At 38.7% G+C, this 26,719-nt stretch carries 24 protein-coding genes; 10 read left to right on the top strand and 14 right to left on the bottom strand.

Features of this window, described 5'->3' with window-relative positions; translation table 11 throughout:
• The first annotated feature begins 51 nt into the window (after positions 1 to 51).
• Positions 52 to 2,976, top strand: a complete 2,925-nt coding sequence (locus BUR11_RS14110; RefSeq protein WP_074225633.1) for a DEAD/DEAH box helicase — start codon at positions 52 to 54, stop codon at positions 2,974 to 2,976.
• A 184-nt stretch (positions 2,977 to 3,160) separates the two neighbouring features.
• On the top strand, positions 3,161 to 4,507 hold the full coding sequence (locus BUR11_RS14105) for a PhoH family protein (protein ID WP_074225632.1): 1,347 nt from the start codon (positions 3,161 to 3,163) through the stop codon (positions 4,505 to 4,507).
• A gap of 63 nt (positions 4,508 to 4,570) precedes the next feature.
• Here BUR11_RS14105 and BUR11_RS14100 read toward each other — a convergent pair whose 3' ends face one another.
• Positions 4,571 to 5,335: a DUF6090 family protein gene (locus BUR11_RS14100; protein WP_074225631.1), complete on the bottom strand. Its 765-nt coding sequence runs from the start codon at positions 5,333 to 5,335 to the stop codon at positions 4,571 to 4,573.
• A 384-nt stretch (positions 5,336 to 5,719) separates the two neighbouring features.
• Here BUR11_RS14100 and BUR11_RS14095 point away from each other — a divergent pair, with 384 nt between their 5' ends.
• Complete coding sequence (locus BUR11_RS14095; protein ID WP_143186003.1) at positions 5,720 to 5,965, top strand: hypothetical protein; 246 nt, start codon at positions 5,720 to 5,722, stop codon at positions 5,963 to 5,965.
• Between the two features lie 79 nt (positions 5,966 to 6,044).
• Here the strand turns inward: BUR11_RS14095 and BUR11_RS14090 are convergent, their stop codons facing one another.
• The 7 genes from BUR11_RS14090 to BUR11_RS14060 form a co-directional block, all read right to left on the bottom strand.
• Positions 6,045 to 6,800, bottom strand: a complete 756-nt coding sequence (locus BUR11_RS14090) for a LytR/AlgR family response regulator transcription factor (RefSeq protein WP_074225629.1) — start codon at positions 6,798 to 6,800, stop codon at positions 6,045 to 6,047.
• 133 nt (positions 6,801 to 6,933) lie between these two features.
• The gene (locus BUR11_RS14085) at positions 6,934 to 7,668 is read right to left on the bottom strand and encodes a LytR/AlgR family response regulator transcription factor (RefSeq protein WP_074225628.1); all 735 of its coding nucleotides are present in this window, start codon (positions 7,666 to 7,668) and stop codon (positions 6,934 to 6,936) included.
• Positions 7,669 to 7,683: 15 nt separating this feature from the next.
• On the bottom strand, positions 7,684 to 8,739 hold the full coding sequence (locus BUR11_RS14080) for a sensor histidine kinase (RefSeq protein ID WP_074225627.1): 1,056 nt from the start codon (positions 8,737 to 8,739) through the stop codon (positions 7,684 to 7,686).
• Positions 8,740 to 8,819: 80 nt separating this feature from the next.
• Positions 8,820 to 11,651 (bottom strand): excinuclease ABC subunit UvrA, encoded by a 2,832-nt coding sequence (uvrA, locus tag BUR11_RS14075; protein ID WP_074225626.1) that lies wholly within the window; start codon positions 11,649 to 11,651, stop codon positions 8,820 to 8,822.
• A 150-nt stretch (positions 11,652 to 11,801) separates the two neighbouring features.
• Positions 11,802 to 13,079 carry a M24 family metallopeptidase gene (locus BUR11_RS14070; protein WP_200800412.1) on the bottom strand — a complete coding sequence of 426 codons (1,278 nt, stop codon included), beginning with the start codon at positions 13,077 to 13,079 and terminating at the stop codon, positions 11,802 to 11,804.
• A gap of 73 nt (positions 13,080 to 13,152) precedes the next feature.
• The gene (locus BUR11_RS14065) at positions 13,153 to 14,094 is read right to left on the bottom strand and encodes a lytic transglycosylase domain-containing protein (RefSeq protein WP_074225625.1); all 942 of its coding nucleotides are present in this window, start codon (positions 14,092 to 14,094) and stop codon (positions 13,153 to 13,155) included.
• Positions 14,094 to 14,816 carry an LOG family protein gene (locus tag BUR11_RS14060; protein ID WP_074225624.1) on the bottom strand — a complete coding sequence of 241 codons (723 nt, stop codon included), beginning with the start codon at positions 14,814 to 14,816 and terminating at the stop codon, positions 14,094 to 14,096. The genes BUR11_RS14065 and BUR11_RS14060 overlap by 1 nt, the downstream gene beginning before the upstream one ends.
• Positions 14,817 to 14,991: 175 nt before the next feature.
• Between BUR11_RS14060 and BUR11_RS14055 the strand changes: the two genes are divergently transcribed.
• The 4 genes from BUR11_RS14055 (at position 14,992) to BUR11_RS14040 (ending at position 17,148) form a co-directional block, all read left to right on the top strand.
• Positions 14,992 to 15,588 (top strand): YkgJ family cysteine cluster protein, encoded by a 597-nt coding sequence (locus BUR11_RS14055; RefSeq protein ID WP_074225623.1) that lies wholly within the window; start codon positions 14,992 to 14,994, stop codon positions 15,586 to 15,588.
• 61 nt (positions 15,589 to 15,649) lie between these two features.
• Positions 15,650 to 16,021, top strand: coding sequence for a phage holin family protein (locus tag BUR11_RS14050; RefSeq protein WP_074225622.1), 372 nt, complete (start codon positions 15,650 to 15,652; stop codon positions 16,019 to 16,021).
• Complete coding sequence (locus BUR11_RS14045; protein ID WP_074225621.1) at positions 16,005 to 16,397, top strand: hypothetical protein; 393 nt, start codon at positions 16,005 to 16,007, stop codon at positions 16,395 to 16,397. Before BUR11_RS14050 ends, BUR11_RS14045 begins: the two co-directional genes overlap by 17 nt.
• Entirely contained in the window at positions 16,366 to 17,148 is a 783-nt protein-coding gene (locus tag BUR11_RS14040; protein ID WP_074225620.1) for a geranylgeranylglyceryl/heptaprenylglyceryl phosphate synthase, read from the top strand. The genes BUR11_RS14045 and BUR11_RS14040 overlap by 32 nt, the downstream gene beginning before the upstream one ends.
• On the opposite strand, the gene BUR11_RS14035 is transcribed toward BUR11_RS14040, so the two are convergent.
• The 6 genes from BUR11_RS14035 to panC all read right to left on the bottom strand — a co-directional run bounded on the left by BUR11_RS14035 (position 17,134) and on the right by panC (position 22,376).
• Complete coding sequence (locus BUR11_RS14035; RefSeq protein WP_074225619.1) at positions 17,134 to 18,060, bottom strand: AraC family transcriptional regulator; 927 nt, start codon at positions 18,058 to 18,060, stop codon at positions 17,134 to 17,136. The two genes, BUR11_RS14040 and BUR11_RS14035, sit on opposite strands and share 15 nt — an antisense overlap.
• A 141-nt stretch (positions 18,061 to 18,201) precedes the next feature.
• Positions 18,202 to 19,341: an acyl-CoA dehydrogenase gene (locus BUR11_RS14030; protein ID WP_074225618.1), complete on the bottom strand. Its 1,140-nt coding sequence runs from the start codon at positions 19,339 to 19,341 to the stop codon at positions 18,202 to 18,204.
• A 98-nt stretch (positions 19,342 to 19,439) separates the two neighbouring features.
• On the bottom strand, positions 19,440 to 20,126 hold the full coding sequence (locus BUR11_RS14025; RefSeq protein WP_074225617.1) for a zinc metallopeptidase: 687 nt from the start codon (positions 20,124 to 20,126) through the stop codon (positions 19,440 to 19,442).
• Between the two features lie 28 nt (positions 20,127 to 20,154).
• On the bottom strand, positions 20,155 to 21,159 hold the full coding sequence (locus BUR11_RS14020) for a lysylphosphatidylglycerol synthase transmembrane domain-containing protein (protein ID WP_074225616.1): 1,005 nt from the start codon (positions 21,157 to 21,159) through the stop codon (positions 20,155 to 20,157).
• The gene (gene panD / locus BUR11_RS14015) at positions 21,159 to 21,506 is read right to left on the bottom strand and encodes an aspartate 1-decarboxylase (RefSeq protein ID WP_074225615.1); all 348 of its coding nucleotides are present in this window, start codon (positions 21,504 to 21,506) and stop codon (positions 21,159 to 21,161) included. The genes BUR11_RS14020 and panD overlap by 1 nt, the downstream gene beginning before the upstream one ends.
• Positions 21,507 to 21,527: 21 nt before the next feature.
• Positions 21,528 to 22,376: a pantoate--beta-alanine ligase gene (panC, locus tag BUR11_RS14010; protein ID WP_074225614.1), complete on the bottom strand. Its 849-nt coding sequence runs from the start codon at positions 22,374 to 22,376 to the stop codon at positions 21,528 to 21,530.
• Positions 22,377 to 22,506: 130 nt separating this feature from the next.
• Here panC and BUR11_RS14005 point away from each other — a divergent pair, with 130 nt between their 5' ends.
• From BUR11_RS14005 to glmS, 3 genes are all read left to right on the top strand, one after another.
• Positions 22,507 to 23,319: a glycogen/starch synthase gene (locus BUR11_RS14005; RefSeq protein WP_074225613.1), complete on the top strand. Its 813-nt coding sequence runs from the start codon at positions 22,507 to 22,509 to the stop codon at positions 23,317 to 23,319.
• Entirely contained in the window at positions 23,279 to 24,649 is a 1,371-nt protein-coding gene (locus BUR11_RS14000) for a DUF4270 family protein (RefSeq protein ID WP_074225612.1), read from the top strand. The genes BUR11_RS14005 and BUR11_RS14000 overlap by 41 nt, the downstream gene beginning before the upstream one ends.
• A 119-nt stretch (positions 24,650 to 24,768) precedes the next feature.
• Positions 24,769 to 26,610, top strand: a complete 1,842-nt coding sequence (glmS, locus tag BUR11_RS13995) for a glutamine--fructose-6-phosphate transaminase (isomerizing) (protein ID WP_074225611.1) — start codon at positions 24,769 to 24,771, stop codon at positions 26,608 to 26,610.
• Positions 26,611 to 26,719 lie beyond the last annotated feature (109 nt).

The raw sequence follows: 26,719 nt of genomic DNA, 5'->3' as shown, positions 1-26,719 counted from the left end.
GTTAAATCTCACTTTAATAAAAGACCGTGCTGTTATACTAAGACCCTGATTATGATAGTAGATCCAGAGAAACCCTTTGAGATTATTTATTCCCTTTTTAGTCATGAATACCTCGGCTTATTACTTGACTCTTTTGTAATCCAACTCGATGAACAAGGAAGGCTTTCTTTGGCGCATCAAAATATCAGTTCTGTCAATGCCCATGAGTTTTCTTCCAAATTGGATAAGGCAGATTTTGAGCTGATCAAATTAATGGACAGTATGCAGCAGGAAGTGGTGGTTAGAAAACACAACAAAAGAAACCTGAAACCAAAGGAATTTCTTCGTAAAATTTATGATGAGAACTCCGGGAATGAAACCATTCAAAAGCTGATTGAGGAGAATTTAGAGCATACTAGATCCAAGATATTTCCTTTGCTGAAAGGCAAGAGATTTTTTGAAATGGGTAACGATGGGAATCCAATTTGGAAGGAAATCGAGGTGACGGATCAGAAAGCAACCGTGTTATTCCACTTTAGGAAAAACGAAGAAAATACCCATTATTTTCCTACGATTAAATACAAGGGAGCAAAGCTGGAATGGCAGTATAAACATGGCTATTTAGTCTGCCACAATCCTGCTTGGTTAGTAGTGAACCAAATGCTGTTCAGCTTTGAAAAAGGCATAGATGGCAAAAAGCTTAAGCCCTTCTTAAATAAGAAGTTTATTGTCATTGATAAGCGCTTCGAAAGAGAGTATTATAGGAAATTCATTACCCAGTTACTTTCAGTGTTTGATGTTTATGCAGAAGGTTTTGATATCAAGGTAGAAAGAGGCAATCCACAGCCCATACTTTGTATTGCTGATCTTCCGGGGAATTCTGGAAAGGACCTCTTTGGTGAAGAAGTAGAAAAAAGCCAAGAGGATCAATTGGTGTTTTCTCTCAAATATAAATATGGAGACTATACGTTTGACTCTGCAGAATCCATCAACAATTCAGTACGATTAGAAGAAAATGGAGAGCATTACATTTTCCATAAAGTAATTAGAAGCAAAGAAAAGGAAAGAGCTATTGTTAAGTACTTGGAAGAACGAGGACTTGATTTTGTTCATGGTAAACGTGCAATGAGCAAATCCTTGGCTTTTGACTGGATCAGTGAGCATTTGGATAGGCTGGAAATCGAAGGGTTTAAATTTGAGCAAAAGGAAAGTCCAAAAGGGAAAACGTACCATATCGGTCGGGCTCAAATTTCGATCGAAGTAAACGAAAACATCGATTGGTTTGATGTAAATGCCCAGATCAAGTTTGGTATTTACCTGGTGCCATTTGCCAAATTGAGGAAACTATTAGTACAAGGGAAAACCGAATTTGAGCTTCCCAATGGAGAATATGCGGTGATTCCTGCTTCATGGTTTGTCAATTATTCAGAACTCTTTTCATTTTTAGAAGATAAAGGAGGAACGGGCCAAATGATGATGAGAAAACATCATTTGGCTTTAGCAAAGACTTTGGAGTCAGGAAACCTTGTTCAATTGACATTGAGCAGGAAATTGGAACAGCTCCGTGATTTTGAGACCATAGAGGAATATGAAGTTCCTAAGAAGTTTGCAGGAACCTTAAGACCTTACCAACATGCCGGCTATAATTGGCTTAGATTTCTTAATGAATTTAAGTTTGGTGGATGTCTGGCAGATGACATGGGTTTGGGTAAAACAGTCCAAACTTTAGCCTTGTTGGCGCATGAGGCAGAGGTGAATGAAGGACAAACTTCCTTATTGGTAATGCCTACTTCTTTGATTTACAACTGGGAACTAGAGGCTAGAAAATTCACTCCAGATTTAAAGATTCTGGTTTATACCGGCACAAATCGTATTAAAGACCCCTATCGGTTCAGTGAATATGATCTTGTACTGACATCTTATGGGATCATTCGGTTAGATATAGATATTCTCAAGGACTTCTTTTTCAACTATGTCATACTAGACGAATCTCAAGCGATCAAGAATCCTAATAGTAATATTGCTTCTGCGGTAAATCAACTGAAAAGTAAACAGCGATTGATTCTTACAGGTACACCTGTAGAAAATGGTACCATGGACCTGTGGTCGCAAATGAATTTTGTGAATCCTGGATTGCTTGGAACTCAACATTCCTTCAAAAAGCAATTCCTTTTGCCTATTGAGAAGCAAAATGATAAGAATAAGGCTACTAAGCTTCATTCAATGATTAAGCCTTTTATCATGAGAAGGCTAAAATCCCAGGTGGCTACGGATTTACCTGAAAAGATCACCAACGTGAAATATTCCGCCATGACTGCAGAGCAGGAATCGGTATATGAGGAAGTGAAAAGCTACTATAGAGAAAAGATTATTTCAGATATAAAAGCAACAGGAAGAAATTCACAGCAATTCACCTTACTAAGAGGTCTTACCCAATTAAGACAAATTGCCAATCACCCAAAATTGGTTAGAGATGATTATGAAGGAGAGTCCGGTAAGTTAGAAGATATTACTTATATGCTTCAGTCTACCATCTCGGAAGGTCATAAAGTACTGGTATTTAGTCAGTTTGTGAGGCATTTGGCGATCGTGAAAGAATATCTCGAGAAAGAGCAAATTCCATTTTCTTATTTGGATGGTTCAACTAAGGACCGACAGGCTCAAGTAGAGGCATTTCAAGAGCAAGAAGATATTAAGGTTTTCTTAATCTCGTTGAAGGCAGGTGGTGTAGGTTTGAACTTGACAAAAGCAGAATATGTATTCTTGCTTGACCCATGGTGGAACCCAGCAGTGGAAGCTCAGGCCATCGATCGAGCTCATAGAATAGGACAAGAAAATAAGGTGATTATATACAAGTTTATCAGTCGAAATTCTGTGGAGGAAAAAATTATGGCTTTGCAAAATAGAAAACTGGCACTTGCAGGGGAGTTAATTGGAACTGAAGAAAGCTTCATGAAGAGCTTGGATCAAGATGATATCGCTGCCTTGTTGGCTTAATTTGAAGTTTAGGCTTTTTAAAAGGGTGGGAAGATAATTTCCACCCTTTTTTATTCACTTGATAGTCAAATAAATAGGCGGTTTTTCAGTTTTTTTAATAATAATTTATTGTAGAAATGGAGGCATTACAAACAATATTTTTCTAAATTATACTAAGTCAGTACCATTAGAACCTACCGCACGCATGCCAAGAGCAAAAGCCGATAAAGATCGGAAAATCTTTGTGCTGGATACATCAGTAATCCTATATGCACACAACTCCATCATGAATTTTGCCGAACACGATGTGGTCATTCCGATCACTGTGTTGGAGGAACTGGATCAGTTCAAAAAGGGCAATGACACCAAGAATTTTGAGGCAAGGGAATTCATTCGATTATTGGATAAACTATCCAAAGATCAGATGATTCACAATTGGACTCCTCTGAATGGAAAGACGAGAGGAAACTTTCGAGTCTTAATGAATCCAGAGAACCAGATGAATGCCAATGAAATTTTTGGTGAAGAGAAGAATGATCATAAAATTCTGAATGCTGCGCTTTATCTCAAACAGCATGAAAAGAACAGGAAGGTCATATTGGTATCCAAAGACATAAATCTTCGACTCAAGGCGAAATCCCTGGAATTACTTGCTGAAGATTATGAAACCGGTAAAATTAAGAATATTACAGAGCTTGAAAATACCGGTAAATATGTCTTGGATAATGTAGATCCGGATGCGATTAATAAACTGTATGAAATTGGATACATAGAGGCGAAGTCGGTTTTAGGAACTCGAAAGAGGAAAGCCAATGCTTATTACATACTAAAAAGCGATAAGAATTCTGTTCTAGCCTATTTCAATCCGGAAGAGAATATTTTGGAGCGCGTGGATAAGAAATTGGCTTATAATATTAAACCGAAAAATGCCGAACAGACCTTTGCGCTTAATGCGATCACCAATCCCAGAATTCGTTTGGTATCTATTCAGGGGGTGGCAGGTACCGGAAAGACTTTATTGGCGTTGGCTGGAGCTTTGGAACAACGAAGAGATTACAAACAGATATTCTTGGCGAGACCTATAGTTCCTTTAAGCAATAAAGATATTGGGTATTTGCCTGGTGATATCAAGTCTAAGTTGAATCCATACATGGAGCCGCTTTGGGATAACTTGAAATTTATCCAAAACCAATACAAAGAGACCGATAAGGAATTTCAGAAAATCACTGAATTGGTCAACCAGGAGAAATTGGTGATCCAGCCTTTGGCTTATATCAGAGGTAGATCCCTGTCGAATATTTTCTTTATCGTGGATGAGGCTCAAAACTTGACACCACACGAGATTAAAACGATTATTTCCAGAGCAGGAGAAAATACGAAGATTGTTTTTACCGGAGATGTGCATCAGATTGATACTCCTTATTTGGATTCTCAATCAAATGGATTGTCGTATCTCATCGACCGGGTCAAAGACCACCCGCTATATGCTCATATAAAACTGGAAAAAGGGGAACGTTCTGAATTGGCAAACTTAGCCAATGAATTATTATAGAATAGTTTCCAAACAATTTAATAAGCTCCGATCAAATCGGAGCTTTTTTCTTTTAACCCTTCATCAATCTATTTCTTTCTGGATCAAACTTAAAATTTGTTCCATTTCCCGCATCAATGGTTGGTAATGCGCTTCTCCTGTGGCATAGCTAGCCAAAATGAACATCAGGATATTGTTTTCAAATGCCGAGGAGGACAATAGTTTCAAGTTACTTTGCTCTTTTTGCCCAATAGGGATATCCAATTGTTGGTAGACTCCAACTTGCTTTAAAACTGTTTGAAGGCTATTACCTTCGGTTCGAAACTCATTTAACACGTGCTCTCGTTGTATATCCAGTTCATTTTCCTGTCTCTTGATATCTTCTAGCGTAGAAATCCAATTGGTTAGCAAACGCCGTAATTCGGAGTTACTTAAAATTTTTAGATTCCCGGAATTGATCATTTCATTTAACAGGGAATTATTGGGATTAAAGGCGATGTCAGAAGAAAATGATTGATAGAGTAATTCTGAAAACTCTTTTTCTCCCGGGCTGTTGTTAGGGTCTGCGATATATGTCAAGATACTTTTTGCACCATCAATATTTCCTTGATTAACCTGGATTAATTCCTCCAGTTTGAGCTTACTTGTCTGGAACTCTTCCTCCAGCCCTTGGAGGTAAATTTGTTCGGTGTTTTTGTTGATTCTTTGTTGATTGAGATTGTTGATTCCCAACGCGATCAGAATGCCTATAACTACCAAAATAATTTCTCCAAAAGCGTAAACCAGGTATTTACTCACTTGATTCTTTGAAAGAAGTTGCTGTCTGATTTTTCTGAAGAATTTGATCATTATAAAAAGCTTAAGGTTTCAAACTTGCAGATTTCCCAATAAAGTAGCTGTAGGTAAACTTTACCTAGGTAATATAATTACAAATGCTTTTTACTCAAATGATGAGTTTTTTGTGTCCACTAAATGAAATGCATTATTTGTTGATTTTAAGGGTCTAAATAGGAAGCTTTTAGAATTTTAGGAATAGTCCTGAAAAAACTACTAAAAAGGGCAACCAAATTTTGTTTGGGTTTTTGTCCGTCAATGGGGATGTTGTGTACGTTATTGTACAGTCCAAATTAGGCAAACCTGCTCTAATTGCTGTTAAAGACCGATTTTACACTTTGGGTCACTTTTTGGCATATACCTATCATCGAAATTAAACCAACTATAAATACTACTGCCATGATAGCTACATATTTATCCCAAAAAAACATTTGTGCTGTACTTGGCTTACTAATGGCTTTCACCATTGTTTGGAAAGCTAAAACAGAAGCAAGTTCAATCACACAAGAGCATACTGCCCGATTTGAAAATACTAAACCAACGAATACTATCGGACAAAATGAGGATGTATATCACATCTACTTAAAAACACTAAAGCCTGAGAATCAAACTGAATTGATTGATCTCAGGCCTGTAAAATCTTAAAGATAATTACTCGTAAGGGTTAATTTGGTTGATTGTTTGGTTATCAAAAGAGGTGAGTTTTGCTCACCTTTTTTGTTTATTAACTTTCAGTAATAGTATTCAATTTGGAAAGGAAGCTATTATAATACTGTCTTCCTACTTGTACGACAGCACCTTGTTTGAGAGTGATTTCTTTGGTGTTGAAGAACTCAATTTGTCCTAAATGTACAATGTATGATTTCTGAACTCGTAAGAAATATTGGGAGGGTAGTATATCCTCAATTTCTTTCATCGACTTACGAATACTGAAATCCCGATTTTTGGTAAATATGGTGACCATATTTCCATTGGCTTCTACATAATAGATGTCATTATAGGGAACCCGTTCAAAAGCATTATCTGCTTTGATGAATACTGCATCAGTGACCAAGAAAGGACTGTCGTTGGTAGATTTAGACACCGCAGCTTCTGTGCTTGGCTTAGTACGCTTATTATAAAGAACAATTTCTACGATGGCATGAATGTCATTCGTGTTGAATGGTTTCACTATAAAGCCAGCAGGATTAATTCTTTTAGCTCTTTCGATGATGGTAGGGTCACTGTAAGAGGTCACATAGACTAAAGGCGCATCGACCATTTGTTTTACAATTTCACCTAATTCAATTCCATCTTTGTCACCTTTTAGTTTGATATCCATAAATATCAAATCTGGTCGGTATTTCTTGATGACTTTAATACATTGGTTTGCCGAGTTAGCGATATCAATATTGACATAACCCAAAAGTTCTAGTATCTCTTGGATATTTTCAGCAATACTGAGTTCGTCTTCGACTATTAAAATCCGCTCTTCTTTCATAAGACGCTTAAGGTATTCAGTTAGTGATGATTAGTTTTGGATGAAATTCATCGAACTATAATTTACACTAATTACCGAATTTAATGTATAAAATCAAATGCTTTTTTTTGCGTACGAAATTTTTGACTAAAGATTAAAGACTCATCATTTCCTTAAATCGTGCTGCTTGTCTTCTACTTACTTCAATTCTATCACCTCCTTTTAAGGTAACTACTAAGCCTCCATTAAACCATGGTTCTATCCCTTCAACCCATCCTAAATTAATGATATGCTTTCTACTGGCTCTGAAGAAGGACTTTTCGTCCAATCGTTCATCCAAAGCATTTAATGATTTATGAATCATCGGTTTGAAGTTGTCAAAGTATACTTTGATGTAATTACCATCTGATTCAAATAATCGGACATTTGAAAGTCTAACGAACCAGCATCTGTCACCATCTTTGACAAATACTTGATCGTCTAACGTAAGTTTTTTCTGATTATCGGAATAGGAGACTTCTTCCTTTTTGGACCCGCCTTCAATTTTGGTTGATAATTTATTAATTGCCTCTTCGAGTCTTTTAGGCTCAATAGGTTTTAATAAATAGTCTAGTGCATTCACCTGAAAGGCCTTCAAGGCATATTCATCATAGGCAGTAGTGAAGATCACATGAGGTACCTGGTCCAATTCCTCCAATAATTCAAAGCCTGTTTTTTCTGGCATTTGAATATCTAGGAAAATCACATCTGGATTAAGTTGGTCAATTTTTTCTTTGGCATCGTCCACGTTCACAGCTTCTCCGACTACCTCTACACTTTCCAATTGATTTAAAAGGGTGATCAGCTCTTTTCGAGCCAGTCTTTCATCATCTATTACAATTGCTCGCATGTTATTTTTTATTGATTACTCTAAGTTAACTCTTTGTTTTGGGATTTTAATTTCAGTGATAACGAACTGGGTTCCTGAGTTAAAGATACGCAATGTACCCTTTTCTCCATAAATGAGTTTGAGTCTCTGCAGGGTGTTACTGAGACCATGTCCGCCTTCTCGTTTGGTTTTTAGGGTAGGAGGGGTGATTAACCTGCCACTATTTTTTACTTGGATGTAGAGATCGTCATCGATTCCTTCTCTACATTTTATTTCAATGAGTCCTCCCTTGACTAAATTGGAAATGCCATGTTTGATTGCATTTTCCACAATGGTTTGAAGCATCATGGGAGGGATTTTATAGCTGTAAGCGTCCTCTTCGATGTTGTAAATTACTTCCAGGCGCTCCTCAAATCTAATGCTTTCTAATGCCAAATAATCCTTTACAGTCGCTAATTCATCAGCAAATTCAATCACCTGCTTTTTATCCATCATAAGGCTAAAGCGAAGTATATTGGAAATTCGGGTAATTGCAGATTTGGCTTTTACAGGATCTTCATCTACCAAAGCCCGAACGCTGTTTAAGGCATTGAAAATAAAATGAGGATTCAGCTGACTTTTCAAGTGGTTCAATCGAATTTCATTGATCTTGGCCTCGTATTTTAATGAGTTGTTATAATTATCAAGGAAATGAAACAAAAAGTAACATAAAAACCACAGCGCATAAAATAAGAAGCTTAGGAATAGATTAGCAGAAATAATTAAGAACCTGAAGTCTTCTTTTGGATTCAAAATTCCAAAACCAAGGTTGATAAATATTTGAGCGATGGTAGTTACTAAGCTTAGGGCCAGCAGTGCCAACAATACTTGCAGGAGTAGTTGGGGTAATTCTAATTTAAACCATTCATAGGTCTTGACGATATACCTTAAAAGATGGCTGGATAATAAGTAAAAAGCGGATAAAGTAATAAAGGCCCAAATTTGTGCGGGCGTAAGACTGCCACTGGATAAAGAGGCAAAGAAAATATTGATGGAAGCAAAGGATCCCCAGCCTATGATCTGTAGAATCCAATATAAACTAAATCTGTTCATTCGATTCCAAAGATAGTTATCACATAAGATTGATTTCCTTTAATGTGATAAAAGGAGTAAAGCATTGATTTTTATTCAGATCAGTTATTTAATTCTAACCTCAAAAACTTGGCTGTATGGCTTTTTGGGTTTTTTGCAACATGCTCTGGGGTGCCCTGATCTACAATCGTTCCACCCTTATTACCTCCTTCTGGACCTAAGTCCACAATGTAATCGGCCATTTTGATCACGTCCATATTATGTTCAATGATCAAGACTGTATTACCCTTATCTACCAATCTGTTTAAAACAAGCATCAACAGATCGATGTCCTGAAAATGAAGTCCAGTGGTTGGCTCATCCAAAATATAAAAGGTTTTCCCAGTATCTTTTTTAGATAATTCTGTTGCCAATTTTACACGCTGTGCCTCTCCTCCAGAAAGTGTGGTGGCATGTTGACCTAAGGTAATATAGCCTAAGCCTACATCATTGAGGGTGCTGATTTTCCTCAAAATTTTAGGTTGGTTTTCAAAAAACTCTACCGCTTGCTCAACGGTCATATCCAACACGTCGGAGATTGATTTTCCTTTAAACCTAATTTCAAGGGTTTCTCGGTTGTATCTTTTTCCTTTGCAGGTTTCACATGGAATATGCACATCTGGCAAGAAGTCCATTTCAATTAATTTCATCCCTGCACCTTCACAATCTTCACATCTTCCTCCTTTGACATTGAATGAGAAACGACCCGGTTTATAACCTCTGATTTTGGCTTCTGGGAGCTCCGTAAATAATTTACGTATATCCGAAAATACTCCGGTATAAGTAGCAGGATTGGATCTTGGGGTTCTGCCAATCGGGGATTGGTCCACTTCTATAACCTTATCCAGTTCCTTTAGCCCATCAATGCTTTTATAAGGCATGGGCTCTTTTTTAGAGCGATAAAATTCCTGACTTAATAAAGGGTATAAAGTTTCATGGATTAAAGTACTTTTCCCACTCCCGGAAACTCCGGTGATACAGATCATTGTACCCAGCGGAAGTCTAAGATCCACGTTTTTCAAGTTATTACCTGAGGCACCTTGAAGTACCAATTCTTTTCCTTTTCCCCCTCTTCTTACTTCCGGGATAGCATTTCCAAGTTTGCCCTGGAGGTATTTTGCTGTAGTCCCAGAAGAACTCAAGACTTCTTTAGGAGAGCCAGAAGCAACTACATGTCCTCCGTGTCTACCTGCACCTGGCCCCATATCAAGGACAAAATCAGACTCCAACATCATGTCTTTGTCATGCTCTACCACCAAAACAGAATTACCTAGGTCCCGTAAATTTTGAAGAGCCTTGATCAGTTTGACATTATCACGTTGGTGCAAACCAATGCTAGGTTCATCTAATATGTAAAGAACACCAACGAGCTGTGTACCTATCTGGGTGGCCAATCGAATTCTTTGAGCTTCTCCTCCCGATAAGGTTCTTAATGGTCTGTTAAGGGAAAGGTAATCCAAGCCGATATCCAAAAGAAAACCGATGCGTTTTCTGATTTCCTTCAAGACTTCACTTGCGATTATATTTTGCTTATCTGTAAGTCGGTCTTCTAAGCCTTCAAACCATTCACCCAGCCCACGAATGTCCATGACGGCAAGTTGACCGATATGTTTGTCGTCGATTTTGAAATGAAGAGATTCTTTTTTCAAGCGATATCCATCACAGTCTGGACATATTTGGGTGGTGGTAAACTCACTGACCCATTCCTGGATTTTGTCGGAGCTACCTTCTTGGTATTTTTGGAGGAAATTGATGATTCCTTCAAATGTAGTATGCCATTTGGTCCCAGGGTATTTGACAGAATCTACTGCCACTTCCATTTTATCCCCATTGAGTAAAATTTCTACCACTTCTTCGGGAAGATCTTTAATCGGGGAACTCATGGAGCATTTGTAATGCTTGAGTATTGCTTCGATTTTTTTGAAAATCCAGATATCCCGATATTCTCCCAAGGGAGCAATACCTCCTCTGGTAATACTCAAGTTTGGGTCAGGTATAATACTTTCACGAGTGATTTCTTCTTTGATACCTAAGCCATTACAGGTAGGGCAAGCTCCATAGGGGCTATTGAAAGAAAAGTTATTTGGGGCAGGCTCATCGTAAGAAAGGCCAGTTTCAGGGTCCATCAAATACTTAGAGAAATGATGGATTTCACCTTCTTCATCACGAACCATCATGACACCTTTCCCATGTTGCAATGCAGATTTCAAGGATTGAGTGATTCTAAATCTATCTGATTCTTCTGCAACGATACGGTCTATGACTATTTCAATATCATGGATTTTGTATCGGTCCACTTGCATTTTGGGAACCATGTCCAACACTACTCCATCTACCCGAACTTTGGAAAAGCCCATTTTTCGAATCTGTTCAAAAAGCTCTCGGTAATGTCCCTTACGTCCTTTGACCACAGGGGCCAATAAGTAGAGTTTCTTGTTGGCAAAGTTTGAAAACAACTGCTCTATAATTTGATCTTCGGTTTGTCGAATCATTTTTGCGCCGGTCAGGTAGGAGAATGCCTCTCCAGCTCTTGCGTAGAGCAAACGCATAAAATCATAAATTTCCGTGACGGTACCGACGGTAGACCGTGGGTTCTTGGAGGTGGTTTTTTGCTCAATGGCAATTACCGGTGAAAGCCCATTGATTTTATCTACATCAGGTCTCTCCAAGCCTCCCAAAAAAGATCTTGCGTAGGCAGAGAATGACTCCATATACCTTCTTTGGCCTTCCGCATAAATCGTATCAAAAGCTAGGGAGCTTTTTCCACTTCCACTCAGTCCTGTTACGACCACTAATTTATTTCGTGGAATTTTAAGGTCTAAGTTTTTTAGATTATGCTCTCTGGCACCAAAAATCTCAATAAATTCTTCTTGATTAGAAGTAGATTGACTCATAAATCGCTTGGCAAATACAATCGGCAAAGGTACGAAATTTAGAGGGTAAGAGGTAGTCGAATTCTAAAATGTAACCGGCTTTTAACTTGGTTGTTACATTTTCAGACATTTTCCTTCAAATTAAAGGTTCTTATCTCTAATAATTCGGTATTAAGCAAATGGCTGGCTGATTGAAGGGCTCGGTTGAGAAAACCATTTTGGACCAGATTCTGTCATGTAAACACAATCTTCGTGTCTTACTCCAAACTCCCCAACGATGGAGATGTTTGGTTCTATGCTAAAGCACATTCCAGGCTTGAGGACTAGCGAATTACCTTTCACAGCATTCCCCCATTCATGGCCATCCATTCCAATTCCATGTCCTGTTCGATGTGGCAATCCTGGCAATTGATACCCGGGGCCGAAGCCTGCATCGGTAATTACTTTTCTTGCGGCTGCATCTACCTCACCTAAGGTGGCACCTAGTTGGGCCGCTGCGAAACCAGCTGCTTGAGCTTCTTTTTCTAAATCCCAAATTTCTTGTTGCCTAGCGGTAGGCTCTGCTCCAAATACGATGGTCCGACTGATATCGGAATTGTATCCTTCTACTTCACACCCGCAATCTATAAGGACTACATCTCCTTTTTTAAGGATTTGGGGCTGTATGCTTCCGTGTGGAAAAGCAGATGCTTCTCCAAAGTTGGCTAAAGCAAATGCATGTTGAGCTCCCATTTTCTGGTGAGCCTGTGCTACTGCAGAGGAAAAGTCTGATGGGCTCCCACCTTCTCTTAAGAAGGTTAAACCGAGGCTCATTGCCTCAATCGTGATTTCTGTGGCTCTTTGCATCAAGGCGATCTCTGCCGGAGATTTGATGAGGCGGCAAGGAATCGTCACTGGATCTGCACTGATTAGGTTCAAGGAAGGGGCTACATTCTTCAATCCATCTACAATGAAAAAGCGGACTCTCTCTTCCATTCCTACATCTCCGCTGGTAATTCCAAAGTCACTTAGGGCTTGTTTAATCTGTAAATAAGGACTTTCATCTTCTTGCCAAGGATAAACTCGGTTGCCAATCTTGATGAGTTCTTTTAATCGATCCTCTTCAAAACCTGGACAAACATAGCTTACTTCACCAGATGCTGGAATCAGAGCAACCATCGGTCGTTCACTACCTCCCCATTTGATTCCTGTAAAATAATCCAAAGAAGTGCCGCCATCGAGTAAAATGGCTTTCATACCAATGCCATTCATTAGGTCCTGAGCCTTGGCTATTCTTGATTTTCTTTCTTCTACAGTAATCGGTTGAATGTCGGTAGTTCTTGAGCTGAGTTGTTCCAACGGAGATATATTTAGGTGGTTGACTTCTTTAGATTCACATGCGATGCCGCCGGCCATCATGCTGACTCCAGCACTCATTGCAGATAGGTTGATAAAATCTCTTCTTTTCATTCTTAGTAGTTTAAGGTCGTGTGGTTAACCAAATTAACTAATAAAAATAGGAAGTTGGGAGAATTCAGTTCATCTATTTAGGAAGGATAATCTCATAAGATTTACCTCTCCTTACATTTAAGTTTTTATCTCTTAGCCAAGGGTTGTACAGTTTCAATTCTTTATAGCTGCTTCCTTCGTTTTTAGCCCAACTAGCTAGGTTTTTAATATCTGAAGATACCGAAACGGTCTTCATTTCAGGGTTTTGATAAAAATCAGATGCTCGAAGATGGAAGCCAAATTCACCTGGATTTTCAAAAATCACTTTAAAGGCTAGAATCCTGAACATATACCTGCTGGTTTCATCATTCAAATACAGGTCATAGTAGTTTTGTTGAAGCTGCTCGGTTTGTCTTCTTGCAAAGCCCGTCTGTCCCATGTTATAACTTGCAGCCACTGCAGTCCAGTCACCGAATTTTTGATGGGCCTTCTTAAGGTATTTGCTTGCCGCCACCGTGGCTTTTTGAAGATGGTATCGTTCATCTACATCTTTGGAAATTTCTAAGCCATATTCTTTCCCTGTCGAAGAAAGAAATTGCCAAAAGCCTTTGGCTCCTGCAGGTGAAGCTACATTCATCAATCCCGATTCAGCCATGGCCAAATATTTGAAATCGTCTGGCACTCCATTTTCTTTTAAGATCGCTTCAATTTCCGGCAAGAATTTGGAAGATCGTTTCATCAAAAGGATCATGTTTGACTGCCAATAAGCATTCACATATATTTCTCTTTCCAATCTTTCTTTTACATCCGGAATATTCAGTGGGACTTCTTCTCCCGCAAAAGAAAGTTGTGATGGAATGTCAAACAACATCAAAGAATCTCTGGAGGGGCGGGGCATGGACTGAAGTACTCCCTCACTTGCGACAGGGTTTAAGAATGATGTGGTTGAAGGGGAGGTTTTGAATACTGCATATATAGCGAGTCCAAGAGACAAGACTACTAACGCATAAATTGGAATTAGTTTTTTTTGGGACATTAGAAATTAGGACTAAGAAGGTATTTGCTGTAGAAATCATCAATTACTTTAACAGCTTCTGTAGCATCTTCTACTATGCTGAAAAGCTCTAGATCTTCTTCATTGATGTAATTATTTTCCAAAATTGTGTTTTTGATCCAATCCAACAATCCTGTCCAATACTTCTTTCCTACTAAAACAATGGGAAATCTTCCGATTTTATTGGTTTGTATTAAGGTTAAGGCCTCAAAGAATTCGTCCATGGTACCGAACCCTCCAGGAAGTACCACAAACCCTTGAGAATATTTTACAAACATTACTTTTCTGACAAAGAAGTAATCAAAAGTTAAAAGTTTATCTCGGTCTATGTAGATGTTGTTAAATTGTTCGAAAGGAAGCTCAATATTTAATCCTACAGATTTTCCTCCTTCAGAATGGGCCCCTCTATTTCCAGCCTCCATGATTCCTGGGCCACCACCAGTGATTACTCCATATCCGTGTCGGACTAGTTTGGCTGCAATTTCTTCGGCCATTTTGTAATGCTGGTGATCACGAGGAGTTCTAGCGGAACCAAATACAGAAACACAGGGTCCAATTTTAGCCAGTTTTTCAAATCCTTCCACAAATTCTGACATCACTTTAAAAATCACCCAAGAGTCAGAACTTTTGATTTCATTCCAATCCCGTTCTTTAAAAGCCTGTCGGATTCTATCTTCGTGGTTTTGTTCGTCCGTATTGCTCATAATTTAAATCGTTTATTAAAGAAAACGATCTCTAGTTAAAAATGGACAGTCCATGCCAAGTTATTCCTTACTTTATTTTGGTAAATCTCTGTAAATCAGCTCAAAAAATTAAGTTCTTCGATTTGAATTTCGTGTCATTCCTTTCTGTAGATTTGCGCACTATTTGAACATATCGTTGAATCTCGAAGAAAAGTCTCTGGCCGTATTGAAAGTTTTCAAAGAGCTAGAGGAGGAAGCAAAGCAATTTACTTCCGGGAGTGGCTTAAGTTGTCTTACAGGATGTGGCGCTTGCTGCGCCAATCCCCAAATTCCAGCTTCAGCATTGGAGTTCCTACCCTTAGCATTTGATTTTTTTAACAAGGGCCTGGCAGAAACCATCCTAAGTCTTATTGAGTCTGGAGATGACCAAGGTAATTGTATCGTGTACCGAACCAATTCCATTTCAGGTAAAATGGGATATTGTACCAATTATGTAAACCGAGGGATGATCTGTAGGCTTTTTGCTGCATCTGCCAGGAAGAACAAATATGGTCAGAAGGATATTATCATTTGCAAGACTTTAAAGGAACAAAAGCAGGAAGCATATTTGGCTGTTACAAAGAGAATAAACGAAGATCTACCGATTCCAAGTGCTTCAAAATTTTACATGTATTTAGAGGAAATTGACGAATCTCTTTGCAAACAATTGCCGATAAACCAAGCCATAGCCTTTGCACTGGAACTAGTGTTGAGGTTTAAATACTACCAACAAGAGGTCGACCTGACTACTTGATTTTTTTGCTCTTTCGATTTCAAGTATATTGTGACATAAATCGGAACCGAATTTTGCCTTTATGCTAAAGATTGGAGAAATCATACAGACCTTAAAAGGTATTGTAGAAACTAAAATAGACATCGTAAAACTAGAAATCCAGGAAGAATTCTTAGGGATTGTTTCAAGACTGGTCCTGCTCTTTTTTATGTGTGCAGTTTTCCTTTTGGTCTTGCTGTTTTTTAGTTTTTCATTAGCTTTTTTCTTGAGCCAATATACCAATTCTCCTTACATGGGATTTTTGTTGGTCGGATTGATGTATCTCGCTTTTCTGGGCTTTTTATACTATACTCGATACTCAAAAACTATCCAGAGAAATGTTCAGGATGGCTTGAAGATTTTTATTTTAAATGCTAGAAAAGTCAAAAGAAAAGAAGATGAACCAGGAGCTTGAAAAGAAGGCTGAAGAGCTGGAGCAGACTTTGGCGAAGCAATTAGAGTTACTTAAAAAGGATTCTGAGGAATGGGTGAAAATTGGTGGCTTAGCTTTGGCGGGTGGGCTGATTGCCTTTGCTATCCTAAAAACCAAAAAGCGGAAGAAAAACCGAAATACGGAGAAAGCCTTAGCCTTATTGGAAAAAGAGGGATTGCTTACTGAAGAGTTAGAAGAAAAAATTAAAAGTAAAGCCAAGTCTAGCGGTTTTTGGCCTTCCCTAAGCCAGCGTTTATTAGTGTTGGGATTGGCTTATGCCAAGGAAAAGTATCTTCCAAATTTGTTTAGCGACCAGGCCTCAGAAGATGCTGAAAAGGGAGAAGAAGAAAGTCAGTAAGTTATTGAAGGAGATATGCCAGTTCAAGAGAAAAGGTCTGGCTTGGCTGATAGATCCAGATAAATGTCCTGATCCAGAAATCTTAGCCAAGAATTTTGCTTGGGTGAAAGATTCTGACTTGGATTTGATATTTGTTGGAGGAAGTAGCAATGGCAAAAAAGACTTTTCGACGGTGGTAGATGCTGTGAGGCAGATTGCTGGACCAATCCCAGTTGTGATTTTTCCAGGGTCTCAATTACAAGTGTCTAAAAATGCAGATGCAATTTTGTTTCTTTCTCTGATTTCTGGAAGAAATCCAGATTACCTCATAGGCCAACAAATTGCTGCGGCTTCTAAGATTTCTAAGTTGGGAATAGAGGTTTTGCCAACGGCTTATCTTTTGGTAAATGACGGGGAAATCACCAGTGTTCATGCGGTGAGCCAAACATTGCCCATTCTTAACTCCCAATCCATTTTAGCGAAAGATACCGCATTGGCAGGTCATTTTTTAGGGATGAAGTATGTGTTCCTTGACGCAGGTAGTGGTGCAAAAAGTCAAGTTTCTCCTCAAGTGATCAAATTGGTCAAGCAGGAGGTTCCTTGCCCGGTAATTGTGGGAGGGGGGATCGATACGTTGGATAAACTAAAGAAAACTTATGAGGCTGGGGCAGATTTGGTCGTCATAGGGAACTCCATAGAAAAAGACCCCAGCTTTTTGGCTGAGGTCTTAAACTATAAATCTGTATATAATCTATCCTTAAACGTTAATTAAGGATTCTCTTCTTCTCATTTTTCCAGCAGGCACACCATACATCATTTTAAATCTTCTACAGAAATAAGCGGTGTCTTTATATCCTACTTCTTTTCCAATATCTCGAATTGATTTCTTAGTGGTTCTAAGTAATTCCACTGCTGCTTCCATTCGCTGGTATTCAATGTAGTCTTGAGGATTGATTCCTGTCAACATTTTGAAATACTGGCCCACATAGTCTTCAGATACATTCGCAACTTTGGCAAGGATTTTATTGGAAAGATCTCCTCCCAAATTGGTTTTGATATAATTGAATAGATCAATCAATCGAGGGTCCTTGAAATAGGTAGAGTTGGTAGAAAGTTCTTCCAAGAACAATCTGTTTTTAAGAATATGTCTGAGCAATTCTATAACGAGAATTTCGGTCAAAGACTTTAATGCTCTTTCTCTACCCACGTGAGTTTGCTCCATTTCCTTCATTAAGTCCTCAATAATGGTTGCCAAGCGATCATTAAAGCGGATAATAAAAGGAGGTATGTCCAGCGAGTTGAAGAAATTGACAACGTCAAAAACCTTTGACTCAAAGCTGACCATGGAGATACAGTCGTCTTCTGTATTTTTGATCTCCCTAAAGCTTAAACTTTGAAGGTGTTTTTTCTTCGATTCAGTAAACTGATCTAGATTAATTTCACTTTTTTTAGCGCTTCCACCGATGGTAAGCACGGTCTTTTGACCTCCAGGTAAAAACAAAACCTCCCCTTCATTTACCAATTCTTGGTCTTCCCCAAACTTCAGGGTACCATGGTGTAGTAAAACAAGGGTATTGTCTGGTTCTTCGTAATTTACAATTGTCGCAGGCTTTTCCACGCGATAATTATTACCTCTTAAGAAGCGGACATTTATTGATTCAATTACTTTGTTGTAATATTCCATTATTTATTAGTAGAAAAACAGAATCACAAAAATATGATTTTTCTTACTTAATAACGTAAAAATTTGATAAAAGGTATATAAAAATAAAAGGAGGGTATAATTTTATGTTATTATACCCTCTGATAACTAGAAAAAACTGGATTATCTCAATATCCCTCTGGATATTACAATTTTTTGAATTTCGGAAGTACCTTCATAAATCTGGGTGATTTTTGCATCCCTCATTAATCGTTCTACATGGTACTCTTTGACGTAACCATAGCCTCCATGTATTTGAATGGCCTCTACTGTCACATCCATTGCTACTTGGGAAGCATATAATTTTGCTATCGCTGAAGCTTGCGAGTAATCTTCTCCTTGGTCTTTGGTCCAAGCTGCCTTGTATACTAGAAGTCTTGCTGCTTCAATTTGGGTAGCCATATCTGCCAGTTTAAACTGGATAGCCTGATGTTGACTGATCGGCTTTCCAAAAGCTTTCCTTTCTTTTGAATAAGCCAAGGCCAATTCATAGGCTCCGGCAGCAATCCCCAACGCTTGGGCAGCAATTCCGATTCTACCTCCATTTAAGGTTTCCATCGCAAACGTAAATCCAAATCCTTCTTCCCCAATTCTATTTTCTACAGGAACTTTAACATCGGTAAACATTAAGCTATGTGTATCGGATCCACGGATGCCTAATTTATCTTCTTTTTTACCAACCACAAACCCCTCCCAGTTTTTTTCAACTATAAATACAGAAATACCTTTATGTCCTAATTCTGGATGAGTTTGAGCTATGACCAGGTAAATGCTTGCTGAAGAACCGTTTGTGATCCAGTTTTTTGTCCCGTTGAGTAGGTAATGATCTCCATTTAAAACAGCTTCAGTTCTTTGAGAAGTGGCGTCTGATCCAGCTTCTGGTTCGGAAAGACAAAAAGCGCCTAAAACCTCTCCGGCTGCTAAAGGTTTAAGGTATTTTTCTTTTTGTTCCTCGGTTCCATATTTTTCAAGACCCCAACAGACTAAAGAATTGTTGACGGACATAGCTACAGAGGCAGAAGCATCTACTTTTGATAATTCCTCCATCGCAATGACATAGGAAAGCGTGTCCATTCCCCCTCCATGGTATTTTGGGTCTACCATCATTCCCAAAAATCCCAATTCGCCCATCTTTTTGACCTGTTCTTTTGGAAAAATAGCATGGGTATCTCTTTCAATGACTCCAGGTAAAAGCTCAGTTTGGGTAAATTCTTTTGCGGCCTCTCTAACTGCTAAATGTTCTTCTGTTAATTGAAAATCCATATTCAATAATTGGGTTTATGATCTTATTTTGGAAGATATAGCAAAAAAAGAAGAGGGACAAAAGCTTGCCCCTCTTCGAAATTCTTATTTGATCTGGATCAATCTCTATTTCCAAAAAACACCATAATATAGTATGCAAGTGTGGTAATAGAGGCTAAAGCCGCTACTACGTAAGTCATTGCAGCCCATTTTAAGGCATCTTTGGACATTTCATATTCCGAAGGAGTCACAATGTTTCTGTTTTTTACCCAAGCAAGTGCTCGATTACTAGCATCAAACTCAACAGGTAAGGTGACAATAGTAAATAGAGTAATCACAGAATAGGAGCCTACTACAATATATCCAATGAATGGGACAGGTAACCCTAAGGCAAAACCTCCAAATAAAGAGGCAATCAATACAATATTCAGAATCTTACTAGCGCTATTTTGAATAGGGACTAGAGTGGATCGCAAATTGAGCCAAGCGTAAGACGTGGCATGCTGTACCGCGTGACCACATTCATGGGAGGCAACTGCAGCAGCTGCAGCATTTCTACCATAATAAACATCTGGGCTAAGATTGACAGTTTTATTAGCGGGGTTATAATGGTCAGTCAATTGGCCCTCTACGCAGACAACTTGTACATCGTGGATATTATTGTCTGCAAGCATCAATTTAGCAATGTCAGCACCGGATAGATTGGCTTCCAGGCTGATTTGAGAGTACTTTTTGAATTTGCTTTTTAATCGATTGCTGACCGCAAAGCCGGCAATTGCAAAGACAATTACAATTAGGATAATCATAGTTTATTAATTTGCTATTGATAACGATTTATGCTTGTTCGGGTTGTTTCCAAGTTGGTAATTTCATCATAGAAAGCCAACTAATAATTCCCAGAACCAAAACAAGAATTAACTGGGTGCCATGGATGATGGCTGCGAAAATTTTACCATCAACCTCGGTTACTCCAAGTTGGATCAAAATAAAGGCCACAAGTGCATGGAAGGTTCCAATACCGCCTTGAACAGGTGCTACCATGCCAATACTTCCCATAACCATGACTAAAAGAACTTCTCCAGAGGACAAATTGGCAGTACTTTCAATTCCGAGAGATACTGTATACATGGTTAGAAAATAAATCACCCAAAGTACAATAGAGCTTATCCAAAACCCAAGTGGATTTTCTAGTTGGTTGATTCTTTTAATTCCACCGCCCATTTCCCGAAAGAAATGTTGGATTTTATTGATAAGTCCATGATCTCGGAACCTATTCAAAATAAACCGAACTACCAGGATTAGGATTAGGATACCGCCAATGACAATTGGTAGGTTAGATTTCAAACTTGCTAATAGATCATCTAGGTTGACCAATTGTCCTGCAAGTTCAAGGAACATGGAGTTTTGTAAAATGAATGCCAATAGGATGGTGCCAACCAAGCACAGTAGATCTACACTTCTTTCCAAAATGACTGTGCCCAATAAATGGCCCATAGAAATACCATTTGTTCTATTCAACACGCCGCATTTGGCAACTTCACCAGCTCTGGGTATTAAAAGATTGACTAAGTAACCAACCATGGTCGCATGATAGGCACGAGCGGGAGTAACTTTCTCTCCCTGTTCAGGATGAATCAGCAAGGTCCATCTCCAGCCTCTTAGAAAGTATCCAAAAAATGAAACAAAAATGGAAGTTCCTATCCAAAACCAATTACTGGATTGAAGTTGCTCTAATAAACTTTCAATCGCGATGTCTTTGTATAAAAACCAAAAAATCCAGACAGCTATTCCCAAAGAAATTGCGATCTGGATCCATTGTTTAAGTTTTTGATTGATCATCAAATAATTTTATTGCTATCGTCAGGGAATACTAACACAGGTTTGTGTTGTTTAGCTTCCTCTAGTTCCATTCCTGCATAAGAAATGATAATTACTACATCTCCTACTTGTGCTTTTCTTGCTGCGGGTCCATTAAGACAAACTTGACCGCTTCCTCTTTCTCCTGTAATTACGTAAGTTTCTAATCGTTCGCCATTGTTGACATTGACAATTTGAACTTTTTCGTTCTCGATCAGATTTGCAGCATCCATCAGATCCTCATCAATGGTGATCGATCCTACATAATTGAGTTCTGCTTGAGTAATTTTAACTCGGTGTATCTTGGACTTTAATACCTGAATTTGCATTGTATGAAATTTGCCGCAAAATTAAGGATTAATTGATAGGTTGTCTATTAATCTGACATTTCCTACAAACGAGGCCACGCAAATGGAGGACTTTTTATGTGGATCAAATTCACTGAAAACCTCAAATGTTTCAGGGTGAACCAGTTCAAAGTACTCTAATTGCGTCAGCGCCTCTTCCTCAAATAATTGCTGAACCTTGTTCCGAACCTCCAACCAACTTTCGCCGGTCAATAGTTCATTCTTTGCTTGATTTAAACTTTTTATTAGAAGCAGGGCCTTTTCTCTTTCAATAGAAGTTAATCTCATGTTCCTTGAGGAAAGCGCCAATCCATCTTTTTCCCTTTTGGTAGGGACCACTTGAATTTCCAATGGAAAAGAAAGGTCTAGCGCCAATCTTTTGATGATAGCAACTTGTTGGAGGTCCTTTTGTCCAAAAAATGCAATGGTGGGTCGTATGATATTAAATAGTTTGGATACGATAATTCCAACTCCACTAAAATGTCCCGGTCTAAATTCTCCCTCCAATACGTTTTCCAAGTTCCCAAAATTGAAACTTAATACCGGTGATTCTGGATAAATGGTTTCCATGGAGGGTAAAAACACATAATCCACTTCTTCCTGTCTTAATAAAGACAAATCTTGATCAGTCAGAACCGGATACTTCTCAAAATCCTCTGCATTATTAAATTGAATAGGATTGACGAAGATGGAAACAACAGTGATGTCGCAGGTTTTTTTAGATGCTTTGATCAAGTCTAAATGGCCTTCGTGAAGAGCTCCCATCGTTGGGACAAATCCTATTGATTTATGCGTTTGGAGGGTCTGAATCCAGTAATTATGCCATTCGGCCCCATTATTGAATACCTGCAAGGGAATAGGGTGTTTGATAGGTAAATAGCCGCAAAAGTAGATTAATATTTAGAAAAACAATGCGTTTTGGGCTTTTTTTATTATCTTTGTGTCGTTGTTTATCACCTAATAACGCTAAAATCCAAAGAGCATGTCTAAACTACGTATTCTCTACGTTGCCAGTGAAATCAACCCTTTTCTCGAAACTTCCGAAGTAGCCAATTTCCTAAGATCGCTTCCTCAAGCTATGCAAGAGCGCGGTATGGAAATTCGTATTTTGGTTCCAAGATTCGGTTTGATCAATGAAAGAAAAAACAGACTACATGAAGTAGTCCGACTCTCAGGAATCAACATCGCAGTCGGAGAAGAGGAAAAGCCATTAGTAATTAAAGTGGCGTCTATTCCAAACGCCAAACTTCAGGTTTACTTCATCGATAACGAAGACTACTTCCAAAGGAAGAGTGTATTCCACGATAAGCAGCAGAAGTTTTATGAAGATAATGACGAAAGAGCCATTTTCTTCTGTAAAGGAGTAATTGAAACTGTTAAAAAATTGGGTTGGGCACCTGATATTGTGCATTGTAATGACTGGATGACCAGCTTGATTCCAATGTACTTGAAGACCACCTATAAAAATGAACCTCTATTTAAGGAGACGAAATCTGTATTTGCTATTTATAACAACGGATTTTCTCATACCTTTGGCGATGATTTGTTAAACAAGGTTAAGATGGTAGACATAGATGATACTATTTTAGCACCTTTGAAAAGCAAAGACTTCGAAGGCTTTATCAGCATGGGTATGCAATATGCAGACATGGTGGTGAAAGGCGGCGAAGTGTCAGATAAATTGAACCAACTAATAGAGGATTTCTCAAAAGACAAGAAGTTTGAAATCAGCATCGAAGCAGAAGAACAAGCTCATGAAGAGCTCTACGGCATCTACACAAGTCTCGCCGGTTAAATTGGCCGTTTTGGCCCTCTTGTCCATTATTCTAACAAATTCTTGTAGCGACCCTGCCTCTGTAGGTATCGAACTTGGCCCCGGAAACGACCAAATTGGTGTGTTTTTCGAGGAGTTCGAATTCCCTGCAGAGGTAGTGTTGTTGGATTCGTTTAATACTACCAACAAAGGAAACTTGATCGTTGGGGTGGAAGAGGACGACTATTTCGGTAGAACAGAGGGCACAGGTTATACCCGTATGTATATCAGTACTGCAGCAGAGCGACCAGAATCTGAAGCATTTTTAGATTCTATGTTGTTTGAGGTAGACGTAATAAGTGTGAATGGTTCAAATCTTGATGAGCCAAAGCTCCTTTCTATCCACCGCTTGACGGAGCCAATACTCGATACAGTTTATTATAATTTTGATAAACTGGCCTACGAAGAAAGTCCAATCGCGTCAGGAGAATTTGTATTTGGAGAAGTGAAGGATACTGTGGTGTCCATGGCTGTCAATGAGGAATTCCAGGAAGAGCTATTTGGTAAAATGAAAAGAGGATTAGAGTTTGAAGATATTTTCAAATTCAGAGAATTTTTACCTGGAATGGTCTTCAAAGGAAGAGAGGGAGATAATACTTCTTTTGGAATCGATTTGAATGAAAAAACAAGGATAATCACCTATTACCATTATGCTGGGGATACGGTTTCTACTTCTTATGAGATCAATACTACTTCTTCGAGGTATTTCAATAATGTGGATAGCGACAGAAGTAATACTCCAACCAGTGTGGTTACCGAGCCGGGTAAAAATTATTCTACTGGATCCACAGTAGGTTTGAAATCCGGTCTTGGGATGATGATTAGATTGGATACCAGTCCTTTGGATGCATTCTTAGATACTTTATCTGGTATAACATTTAATCAAGTGTTGTTGACATTTGGGGAGATAGAGGAATTTCCAGAAGGCCAAACTCCACCGTCTTCTCTTGCTATGTATTATACGGATGCAAATAATAATTTCTTGCAGAGTAAGAACACAGTTTATCTAACTGTGCAAGCAGATGGGCAATCTCAAGTTTACACAAATGAAGATGGAGATGTCGTTCCAAATGTTACTGCTCCTGCATCAGTGAAATTTGATTCTGAATCAAATACCTATTCTCAATTAATCACATCGCATGTGAATGCTGTTTTCAGAGGTCAATTAACAAGGAGAGATTGGTTGATCTATGGAGGTTATATTAGTAGTCCTATAGGCATCAATAATGACCCATTCCGGGAGTCTTTAAGGCAATTCAAAGTGGGAAGAGATAAAGTAAAAGTTCGAGTTATCTATTCCAAGATTAGGTAACTCCAGATTTTAATAAATAATATAGGCCGGCTTCTTTCTTTTTAAGAAGTCGGCTATTTTTTTTGGCATGAATACTGTTTATTTGTGCAAGTTCAATTATTACTCAAGAATTTTTAAATATGTGTGGAATTGTTGCATATGTAGGCCAGCAAGATGCTTTGCCTATTATCATCAAAGGACTTCGTCGATTGGAATACAGAGGATATGATAGTGCTGGAGTCGCACTTTTGGATGATCAAGGATTAGGAATTTATAAGAAGAAGGGAAAAGTTTCCGAATTGGAAAAACACCTCCAAGGCAATGGAAACCTCCGTTCCAAGATAGGGATTGGGCATACCCGTTGGGCTACTCATGGAGAGCCCAATGATGTGAATGCACATCCTCATTATTCCTCATCGGAGCATTTGGCGATTATTCATAATGGGATTATCGAAAATTATGAAGTCCTCAAAAAGGATTTGGAGAAAAAAGGATATCAATTCCAAAGTGAAACGGATACCGAGGTATTCATCAAGTTTATTGAAGATATCTATACCAATAATGACTGTAGCTTGGAAGAAGCTTTAAGGTTGGCACTTCATAAAGTAGTTGGGGCATATGCTATTGTATTAATCAATAAAGATGAACCCGATACCTTGATTGCCGCAAGAAAAGGCTCTCCTTTGGTGATCGGGGTAGGTGAAGATGAATACTTCTTAGCTTCTGATGCTACTCCAATTATTGAATACACCAACAAGGTCGTTTATTTGGATGATTATGAAATCGCCGTAATTCGAGACAACAGGCTTCAAATCAAAACGATTGAAAATGTGGAAACCAATCCCTATATCAATCAATTGGAATTGGAACTGGAAGCCATCGAAAAAGGTGGATATGAGCATTTTATGCTCAAAGAAATTTACGAGCAACCTAAATCTATTGCAGATTGCTTGAGAGGTAGATTGGATGCAAAATCTGGGAGATTAGTCCTCGGTGGCTTAAGGGACTATATGAATAAGTTCCAAAATGCCGAACGGATCATTATTACTGCTTGCGGTACCTCTTGGCATGCCGGTTTGGTAGCCGAATATCTGTTTGAGGAGTTTGCCCGTGTACCTGTGGAAGTAGAATATGCTTCTGAATTCAGGTATAGAAATCCTGTGATAAGCGAAAAAGATTTTGTGATTGCAATTTCCCAATCCGGAGAAACTGCTGATACCTTGGCAGCTATCGAATTGGCAAAATCCAAAGGAGCGACCATTTTTGGGGTGTGTAATGTGGTTGGATCCTCCATTCCTAGGGCTACACATGCAGGTTCCTATACCCACGCGGGCCCTGAAATAGGGGTGGCTTCCACGAAAGCATTTACGGCCCAAATATCAGTATTGGCAATGATGGCTTTGAAGTTGGGCTACCAAAGAGGTACTTTACCAGAAAGCAGGTATATTCAATTATTGCATGAATTGGCTTCAGTCCCATCAAAAGTAGAGACTGCATTAAAAACCAATGAGGTGATTCAATACATTGCCTCAGAATATAAAGATGTAAGAAATGCACTGTATTTGGGAAGAGGCTACAATTTCCCAGTTGCATTGGAAGGTGCACTGAAGCTCAAAGAAATTTCTTATATCCATGCGGAAGGGTACCCTGCTGCAGAGATGAAGCATGGTCCGATCGCATTGATCGATGAAGAAATGCCCGTGATTTTTATTGCCACCCAGGATAGTTCCTACGAAAAAGTGGTGAGCAATATTCAAGAAGTAAAGGCAAGAAAAGGAAAAGTGATTGCAGTGGTGACAGAAGGAGATACCACCGTTAAAAATATGGCAGACCATGTGATTGAAATCCCAGCTATTCATGAGGCTTTTGTTCCATTGGTAGCCGTGGTGCCATTACAATTGCTATCTTATCATATCGCAGTCATGCGAGGTTGTAACGTAGATCAGCCGAGGAATTTGGCCAAATCAGTTACAGTAGAATAAAATCTAAGGTCGTCTTTTAAGACGGCCTTTTTTTTAATCTTGTCTATTTAAGGAACACTTCTAAATTCAATAGGATTCTTACGTTTTACTTTTTTTTGGGATTTTCAAG

Origin of the sequence: Algoriphagus halophilus (assembly GCF_900129785.1) — a bacterium.
In the GTDB taxonomy this organism is placed as follows: Bacteria; Bacteroidota; Bacteroidia; order Cytophagales; family Cyclobacteriaceae; genus Algoriphagus; species Algoriphagus halophilus.
This window is presented reverse-complemented; position numbering and strand designations above follow the sequence as displayed.

Bases quoted from the DNA above. Each gene is read 5' to 3' on its own strand.
- BUR11_RS14110 (WP_074225633.1), top strand. From the start codon at position 52: ATGATAGTAGATCCAGAGAAACCCTTTGAGATTATTTATTCCCTTTTT.
- BUR11_RS14105 (WP_074225632.1), top strand. From the start codon at position 3,161: ATGCCAAGAGCAAAAGCCGATAAAGATCGGAAAATCTTTGTGCTGGAT.
- BUR11_RS14100 (WP_074225631.1), bottom strand. From the start codon at position 5,335: ATGATCAAATTCTTCAGAAAAATCAGACAGCAACTTCTTTCAAAGAAT.
- BUR11_RS14095 (WP_143186003.1), top strand. From the start codon at position 5,720: ATGATAGCTACATATTTATCCCAAAAAAACATTTGTGCTGTACTTGGC.
- BUR11_RS14090 (WP_074225629.1), bottom strand. From the start codon at position 6,800: ATGAAAGAAGAGCGGATTTTAATAGTCGAAGACGAACTCAGTATTGCT.
- BUR11_RS14085 (WP_074225628.1), bottom strand. From the start codon at position 7,668: ATGCGAGCAATTGTAATAGATGATGAAAGACTGGCTCGAAAAGAGCTG.
- BUR11_RS14080 (WP_074225627.1), bottom strand. From the start codon at position 8,739: ATGAACAGATTTAGTTTATATTGGATTCTACAGATCATAGGCTGGGGA.
- uvrA (WP_074225626.1), bottom strand. From the start codon at position 11,651: ATGAGTCAATCTACTTCTAATCAAGAAGAATTTATTGAGATTTTTGGT.
- BUR11_RS14070 (WP_200800412.1), bottom strand. From the start codon at position 13,079: ATGAAAAGAAGAGATTTTATCAACCTATCTGCAATGAGTGCTGGAGTC.
- BUR11_RS14065 (WP_074225625.1), bottom strand. From the start codon at position 14,094: ATGTCCCAAAAAAAACTAATTCCAATTTATGCGTTAGTAGTCTTGTCT.
- BUR11_RS14060 (WP_074225624.1), bottom strand. From the start codon at position 14,816: ATGAGCAATACGGACGAACAAAACCACGAAGATAGAATCCGACAGGCT.
- BUR11_RS14050 (WP_074225622.1), top strand. From the start codon at position 15,650: ATGCTAAAGATTGGAGAAATCATACAGACCTTAAAAGGTATTGTAGAA.
- BUR11_RS14045 (WP_074225621.1), top strand. From the start codon at position 16,005: ATGAACCAGGAGCTTGAAAAGAAGGCTGAAGAGCTGGAGCAGACTTTG.
- BUR11_RS14040 (WP_074225620.1), top strand. From the start codon at position 16,366: ATGCTGAAAAGGGAGAAGAAGAAAGTCAGTAAGTTATTGAAGGAGATA.
- BUR11_RS14035 (WP_074225619.1), bottom strand. From the start codon at position 18,060: ATGGAATATTACAACAAAGTAATTGAATCAATAAATGTCCGCTTCTTA.
- BUR11_RS14030 (WP_074225618.1), bottom strand. From the start codon at position 19,341: ATGGATTTTCAATTAACAGAAGAACATTTAGCAGTTAGAGAGGCCGCA.
- BUR11_RS14025 (WP_074225617.1), bottom strand. From the start codon at position 20,126: ATGATTATCCTAATTGTAATTGTCTTTGCAATTGCCGGCTTTGCGGTC.
- BUR11_RS14020 (WP_074225616.1), bottom strand. From the start codon at position 21,159: ATGATCAATCAAAAACTTAAACAATGGATCCAGATCGCAATTTCTTTG.
- panD (WP_074225615.1), bottom strand. From the start codon at position 21,506: ATGCAAATTCAGGTATTAAAGTCCAAGATACACCGAGTTAAAATTACT.
- BUR11_RS14005 (WP_074225613.1), top strand. From the start codon at position 22,507: ATGTCTAAACTACGTATTCTCTACGTTGCCAGTGAAATCAACCCTTTT.
- BUR11_RS14000 (WP_074225612.1), top strand. From the start codon at position 23,279: ATGAAGAGCTCTACGGCATCTACACAAGTCTCGCCGGTTAAATTGGCC.
- glmS (WP_074225611.1), top strand. From the start codon at position 24,769: ATGTGTGGAATTGTTGCATATGTAGGCCAGCAAGATGCTTTGCCTATT.